This is a genomic window from Ochrobactrum sp. PL_is501 (genome assembly GCF_055816895.1).
In genome coordinates this window covers 35,731-42,844 of sequence record NZ_JBVPGR010000020.1, presented here as the reverse complement: position 1 = coordinate 42,844, position 7,114 = coordinate 35,731, and the positions used below count along the sequence as shown (strand labels likewise).

The window sequence follows — 7,114 nt, the reverse complement described above, 5'->3', positions numbered from 1 at the left end:
TAAGCCGAGCCATTGTCAGAGAGATGCTCGATAGCATGCGGGGCTCGTGTTGCATGGAAGCGTTTCTCGACCGCCTCCAACATCATGTCACGCACGTCTGAGCCGGAAATGCCTGCATTGGCAACCGCCGTCCAGGCGATAATCTCGCGGTCGAATGCGTCGATGATGAAGGCGAGACGAATGACCTCGCCATTCCAGCCGGTGAACTCCAAACCGTCCGAGCACCAACCCAGACTGGAGCGCATAACCATGACTTTGCCGTCATGGATGCGGCCCTTGCGAACGGCGGTATGCTTCTCCAGCAGCATGGCGTGGTTGCCCATGATGCGATGGACCCGTTTGGCGTTGACGACAGGCTTATCGGCGGCCCGCCTTTCGCGATTGAGGAGCGCGGCGATCCGCCGATAGCCATAGGTTGGCCTTTGATCCACCAGCCTGTGGATGGTGGGCAGAAGCTCTGCATCCTCGACCTTGTGGTAAGGCCCACGCGGCTTTGATTCGCCTTTCAGCCGCTCGACGAGGTTGGAACGGGAAACGCCCAGCGTCTCGGCGACGGTCTTCATCGCGAACCGTCCTTCGGCAACAAGATCGGCCGCGATATTCGTTTTTTAAGTCCGCTTTGGAAAGTGCTTCGCGGAGGATTTCGACCTCCATCGTCTTACGGCCGAGCATGCGCTCCAGCTCGCGGACGCGATCTTCCAGTTTCTTCACTTCCGAAGTGTCGACCACCGGCTCGTCAGAATCCACGGCTGCAGCACCTCCCTCACTCAAGAGCCTGCGCCACCGATAAAGCAGATTGGGCGCAACGCCGTGACGGCGAGCGGTCGAAGATACCGTCTCGGCTGGTTCGAAACTCTGCTCAATGATCGTCAGCTTTTGCTCGGTTGTCCACCGCCTGCGGCCGCCCTGATCTGAGCAACCAGATCAGCGTCGGGAAGCGGAGGTCTCCCTCGGGCTCTGGAAAGGGCGCCTGTGGCGCGTGCAGCGATATTCGACCGGCTTCTCGCCTTCCGTCCAGTCTTGCGGCCGCCGTCGGTTTCGCACGGGTTCTGCCGTCAAAACCTCGAATGTTCGGGGTTGATTCAAACCGTCGCTCATAGGGTTCTCCATATGATTCATGAAGAAAATCTCTCACCGACGAAAGATAAGTGGGGTAGCTTAGCCGCTTACTATCTATTGGCCGTGTTGCGTGACGATCGCGGCTGGAACGGATTAGCGCGGCCACGCCAAAGAAAGGATCGCCCATCGTAGACGAGGCGCTGGTGCGAATCGCCGTGCTTAAGATCAAAGCCAGTATGCGGGGCCCAGATCCCGAACGTCACCGGGCAGTTCGACAGGATCTGTCCCTCCCGCTGGTGGACGAGTTTTCACCTGGCTGGCAGCGCAAGCCAAGCGCGTCTCACGCAATTCTTACCTCGGAAAAGCCTTGGCCTATATGCTGACGCGACAGGACGGATTCCGGCTGTTCCTCAGCGACGGTCGCGTCGATATCGACTCCAACCTGGTGGAAAACGCGATCCGCCGACCCGCTATGAATCGCCGCGATGCGCTCTTTGCGAGCCACGATGAAGGGGCCGCAATTGGGCCCGGTTTGCCAGCCTGATCGGCACTTGTAAAATGAACGGCGTTGAGCCTTACGCCTATCTGTGATCTCTTTACCTTCCTCACAAACGGCCACCTCGCCTAAAATATCGACGATCCGACGCCATGGGCCTATGCCGCCTGCATGAAGACCTCACGATGAGCTGGTCGGATACTACCGGCTGAGCTCACATCCGAGCCTCACGCAAGATTGTCAAACTGCTGCAACTGATAAATCAATGTGGTATGGACGCCGCATACGTTCATTGAATTAACGGTGGGTATGAACTATTAGGAGCGGGTGGGTGGTGTACAATAAACGAGACTTTGGCAGGTTAATGTGAATTTCGATAATTATGATCTGATAATTGTAGGTGCTGGTTTCTTTGGAGCAACCATTGCGGAGCGTGTTGCAAATGAGTTAGGGCGGAAAGTTCTGATCCTTGATAGGCGCGCGCATATTGGTGGAAATGCATATAGCGAGAATGACGCGGAGACTGGCATCGAAGTTCACAAGTATGGCGCACATCTTTTCCATACACCTAATAAAACTGTTTGGGATTATTTGAACATTTTTACCAAATTTACGGATTACAAGCACCGCGTATATACGTCGTATAAAGACCAAGTCTATTCGATGCCAATTAATCTTGGCACGATAAGCCAGTTTTTTGGACGGCGTATGTCACCAATTGAAGCGCAACAGCTCGTGCTGGAGCAGTCGCGCGAACTTGGTGACAAAAAAGCCGAGAACCTAGAAGAAAAGGCCATATCGCTAATTGGTCGTCCTCTCTATGAGGCGTTCATTCGCGGTTATACAGCCAAACAATGGCAGACCGACCCACGTGAATTACCCGAGCATATCATAACACGTCTTCCCGTGCGCTATAATTTTGATAATCGATACTTCAATGACGCGTACGAGGGCCTTCCTGTTGATGGCTATACAGCGATCTTTGAGAGAATGCTTTCTCATCCATTAATTCATATTCAAACGGGTGTGGATTATTTTAACGTGAAGAACCAAATTCCAGCGGGGAAGCTGGTTGTCTTTACGGGGCCGATCGATAAGTTTTTTGACTATAAAGCAGGCGAACTTGGATGGCGAACCATCGATTTTGAGCCCGAAATTTTGCAGGTGGGGGATTTTCAGGGCACGGCTGTCATGAACTACGCTGACGAGGATGTCCCATACACACGTATCCTTGAGTTTAGGCATTTTAATCCAGAGCGTGATTATCAGAAAGAAAAGACCATCATTGTTCGCGAATATTCTCGGTTCGCACAGCGTGGAGATGAGCCATACTATCCTATCGATACGCAGAAAGATAAACAAACGTACCTTGTTTACAAGGCAATGGCGGATGCTGAAAAGGATGTCATTTTTGGTGGGCGTCTTGGTACTTATCGTTATCTAGATATGCATCAGGCAATTGGTGCGGCATTGAAGTGCTTTGATAACGAAGTTAAATCCAGGCTATGTTGAGGTTGAAGAGCTGCCCAAGCACTTTGTGATTGGTTGCTCGATTCTGCAATGTGTAGATAGTTTATTTTTGACCGGGCCTGTTTGTTATGAGCAAAGCTGAGGCAGCGGTGGACGCTGTGGTTGTGACATATAATCGACTGGAGAAGCTGCGTGAGTGCCTCGAGGCATTAAGCAGACAAACCGGAGAGTTACGTTACATCCACGTCGTCGATAATAACTCGACGGATGGGACACGCGAATGGCTCGAAGCGAATAGTCGGCGTCTGAATCTAGTTTTGCATTTGCTTGATTTTAATAGCGGGGGAGCTGGTGGATTTAATACGGGCATTCGCGCTGCAATAAAGATGAACGCTGATTGGGTATGGGTAATGGATGACGATGTCATGCCGAAGCCTGACTGTTTACAAGCCGTTACGGAAAGCCCTTTTTTTGTCCAGCATCAAGCAGGGTTCCGAACGGTTGGCTTTTTATCCAGCCGAGTGGAGTGGACAGACGGCAATTTATGCGTAATGAATATTCCTGTTGCGCGTTGGCCTTGGAACAGTACATTTCATGAGATGTCCTCATCTCTTCCATGTGTGTCGTGCTCCTTTGTTTCTTGCTTTATCAGTCAAGAAGCTATTCGAAAAGTCGGACTTCCCGTGAAGGAGTTTTTTATCTGGCACGACGACACCGAGTATACCCGCAGGATTTCACATCATTTCGACTGCTTCTATATTGATGCTAGCGTGGTGATGCATGTTACTCCCCAGAATTTGCTTCCAACCTACAGCAATGTTTCCAAGAATAATATTTGGAAGTATAAATGCGATATAAGAAATGTTGCAGCAGTCGAGGCGCGTACAGGTAGGAAAGCGGACAAGATCATTGCACTTCGATACGTTTTCAAGAACTCATGGTTGGCTTTTAAGGCTACAAAGAACATTACAATCTGTCTGACGCTATTGTGTTGCGGAGTACGTGGGGTCTTCTGGAATTATAAAAAGCATATAGAGTTTTTATGACGGCTTCTCTTAATAGAAGTGAAGTTGGCGACTGAAGATGGAGCGGCAAGTGAATATTATTTTTTTGATACTAGCGCATAGCCAAGCTCGCACAGTTGTGAAACTTACAGAAAATCTGGTTCAAGGGGGGGGGAGCAATCATGTCGCAATTCACTATGACGCAAATTCTCCTTTTCACGATTTTTCTTTTATTAAGAGGCAAATGCGACCGGTAGAGAGGGTTCATCTCGTTGATAACAGAATAAAATGTCATTGGGGGAGTTTCAGTTTAGTTGAAGCTGTTATCGCTAGTCTCGAAGAGATTCAAACCTGCATTGGGTTGCAATCCTATGACTATGTTTTTCTTTTAAGTGAAGCTTGCCTTCCTAACCGTTCGTTGAAACAGCTGTATCGATATCTCTTGGAGAACAGAGGTGCACAGTTTATCGAAGTCGCCGACCAAAACTGGATCAAGGATGGCCTCCGCTCCGAGAGGTATCAGTTCTATTTTCCTTTCTCCCCATCGAAAAACAACTCATTCTTACAAAAAAATCTGATCAGGTTTCAAAAACTCTGCGGCGTAAAGCGAAATGTTCCGCAAGGTTTGGATATCCGGTTCGGGTCTCAGTGGTGGGCGTTAACTGGAGAAATGTGTGGGTCCATTGTTGATTATTTGCGCGATAATCCGGAGCTGGTCTCATTCTTCAAAAGAACATATATTCCCGACGAAATGGTGTTTCCGACTTTGGTTAATTATCTTGATAAAACACAATCTATCACCGGTTTCAATCTTACAGACTATCGGTTCGATGAAGGAGGTAAGCCGATTGTGTATGGTAATAGCGATGTCGATGAGGTCATGAATTTAAAGAGCTTTTTCTTCCGGAAGGCGTCACCAGATGCAGAAATACTGAGAGAAGCCTGTTTTGCAGCGGCTCTTAGTGATGATGACGGTCGCGATCTGGGCGCTATCTCTTTCTTAAAGGCAAATTTCTATATACCCGGTGATTCATAATGGGATTCCGCGAGTTTCTCCATTGGCTTTCGGTTAAGTGCCCGAATCTCACGTTCCTATTCGAGCCATTTCGTCGGCCAGTCAGAATACTGATTCGAAGAATACATTATCGGCACATCGTTGCGGCGAGCCGTTCCACGCAACTGGAGTTTATTCAAGCTGCTGAAACGGAGAGGAATGGGAAAACCGTTGCGCTGATGAGCGTTCGAAATGAAATCGACCGCTTGTCGGCATGTTTAGAATACCACAGACATTTAGGTGTGAGCGAATTCTGTATCGTTGATAACGGATCAACAGATGGTAGTTTGGAGTTTCTTAAAGCCCAGCGTGACGTCAATCTTTATCGTACGAATGAGAGTTACAAGCAAGCTTACTACGGTATAACATGGATAAATTTTCTGTTTCATAAGCATGCAAAAGGCAGGTGGGCCCTATTTATAGATGCTGATGAATTGCTTTACTTGAATAGAGAAGATTGTAAGATCGATCAATACGTCGAATTGCTGTCAGGGATTGGTCAATCATATTTATATGCTCCAATGGTTGATTTGTATTTATTCGATGATGAAAAAGTAAAATCGGTTGGAGACCGGCGTGACTTAGATCTTGCACTTAAAGAATCCATGCACGACGTCGACGGTTACGAGCCCGGCCCTTTATTGAGTAATGGTTTTCTATCCCTAAAAGGAGGCCCAAGGGGTCGAATCGCCCAAAAGACTGGCGGCGCGCAACCGCTTTTAGTGAAGTTTCCTTTGATCCGGTACGATGAGCGCCGTTATTTTACGGCATCCTCCCATGAGTTTATGCCAGATTCATATGAAACTCACATAGAACAAGGCTGGCTGATTCATCTTAAGTTAGGAACTCAAATGGCTCGCCGTCATAGTGATCCAGAGATTGAACGGGAACATTACGGCGCTGGTGAAGAAAGAACTTATCTAAATAGTTCTCAGGATGTTCCGAGAGATGCCACAGCACGGCGTTTCGATGGCTTGAGAACCTTGGCATGCTTGCGCAGTAAGATTGTAGCCGAAGGCAGACAATGAGTCTTTCTGTTCTTGTGTCTATATACCGCCTTGAGAGGCCCAATTATCTGGAACGTAGCCTTAAAAGTATTTGGTCGGACCAGCAGCTAAAGCCTGACGAGATTGTCTTGGTTCTTGATGGGCCTATTACCCATCAATTGCAAACTGTGGTTAGCAGATGGAAGAAGCAAATCGGAGAATCGCTGCGGATCGTTCCTTTAGGGGAGAATATCGGATTGGGCGGAGCTTTGCGGGCAGGGCTAAATGCTTGCTCATGTGAGTTCGTCGCCCGTATGGATGCTGATGATATAGCGCTCGATACACGTTTTCAAAAGCAAGTCGAATATCTATCGAGCAATCCTGACATAGCGGTATTGGGATCTTGCGCTTTTCTAATTAACGCTGAGGGCGAGCAAATTGGTGAAAGAACTGTTCCCGTAACCGATACGGAAATAAAGCGGTTGATATGGACCTGTCCGATGATACACCCATCAGTGATGTTCAGGCGTTTAAGAATCTTGGAGGCGGGCTCTTACGATGCCGATATTCCTTCTCGACAAGAGGATTATGATTTATGGATTCGTGCTGCGCGTCACGGATTGAAGTTTCATAATCTACCGGAATCTCTGATCTTTTACAGGGTCAGTGGAGAGGAGAAAAACGACTGGCGGGTCGGCTGGAATCGGCTCAAGATTGGTTGGTCGGCTGCTCAGGAGTTCGATCCTCGGCTTCTCTCTTATTTGGGTGTTTTTTATCCGCTTATCAGAAGCCTCCTACCCAGATATCTCCGCAATCGTCTTATAAAGTTAATACGGTTTTGCGATCCACGGTGAGATTATGTAGTTCTCTTTTAAGGTATTTTTAGGTTAAGTTGAGGGTTCGGGTTTCTTGGATGCTGGTTTGGCAGTATTAAGAAGAGGAATTATTTTTATGACTTGATTGTTTTGTATTTATATTGAAATTAATGTTAAAGGTGTTTTTATATATTTTTTCAGAGGGTGGTGTCTCTGGTGTATTGATGTTT

The 7,114-nt window shown here is 48.0% G+C and carries 5 protein-coding genes and 3 pseudogenes; 6 read left to right on the top strand and 2 right to left on the bottom strand.

Annotated elements, in window-relative coordinates; translation table 11 throughout:
• Positions 1 to 915: pseudogene (locus AC0TOF_RS01570) on the bottom strand (IS3 family transposase); the annotation flags it as partial.
• Positions 903 to 1,040, bottom strand: a pseudogene (locus AC0TOF_RS01565) (IS3 family transposase); the annotation flags it as partial. The pseudogenes AC0TOF_RS01570 and AC0TOF_RS01565, both read right to left, overlap by 13 nt.
• 168 nt (positions 1,041 to 1,208) lie before the next feature.
• Here AC0TOF_RS01565 and AC0TOF_RS01560 point away from each other — a divergent pair.
• The 6 genes and pseudogenes from AC0TOF_RS01560 to AC0TOF_RS01535 form a co-directional block, all read left to right on the top strand.
• A pseudogene (locus tag AC0TOF_RS01560) lies at positions 1,209 to 1,687 on the top strand (IS66 family transposase); the annotation flags it as partial.
• Between the two features lie 234 nt (positions 1,688 to 1,921).
• A complete protein-coding gene (gene glf, locus AC0TOF_RS01555) occupies positions 1,922 to 3,067 on the top strand; it encodes a UDP-galactopyranose mutase (RefSeq protein ID WP_473766964.1) in 1,146 nt (381 codons plus the stop codon).
• A gap of 86 nt (positions 3,068 to 3,153) precedes the next feature.
• Positions 3,154 to 4,071, top strand: coding sequence for a glycosyltransferase family 2 protein (locus AC0TOF_RS01550; RefSeq protein ID WP_473766963.1), 918 nt, complete (start codon positions 3,154 to 3,156; stop codon positions 4,069 to 4,071).
• A gap of 49 nt (positions 4,072 to 4,120) precedes the next feature.
• Entirely contained in the window at positions 4,121 to 5,065 is a 945-nt protein-coding gene (locus tag AC0TOF_RS01545) for a beta-1,6-N-acetylglucosaminyltransferase (RefSeq protein WP_473766962.1), read from the top strand.
• Positions 5,065 to 6,111 (top strand): glycosyltransferase family 2 protein, encoded by a 1,047-nt coding sequence (locus AC0TOF_RS01540; protein WP_253126641.1) that lies wholly within the window; start codon positions 5,065 to 5,067, stop codon positions 6,109 to 6,111. The genes AC0TOF_RS01545 and AC0TOF_RS01540 overlap by 1 nt, the downstream gene beginning before the upstream one ends.
• Positions 6,108 to 6,923, top strand: coding sequence for a glycosyltransferase (locus AC0TOF_RS01535; protein ID WP_253126638.1), 816 nt, complete (start codon positions 6,108 to 6,110; stop codon positions 6,921 to 6,923). Before AC0TOF_RS01540 ends, AC0TOF_RS01535 begins: the two co-directional genes overlap by 4 nt.
• Positions 6,924 to 7,114 lie beyond the last annotated feature (191 nt).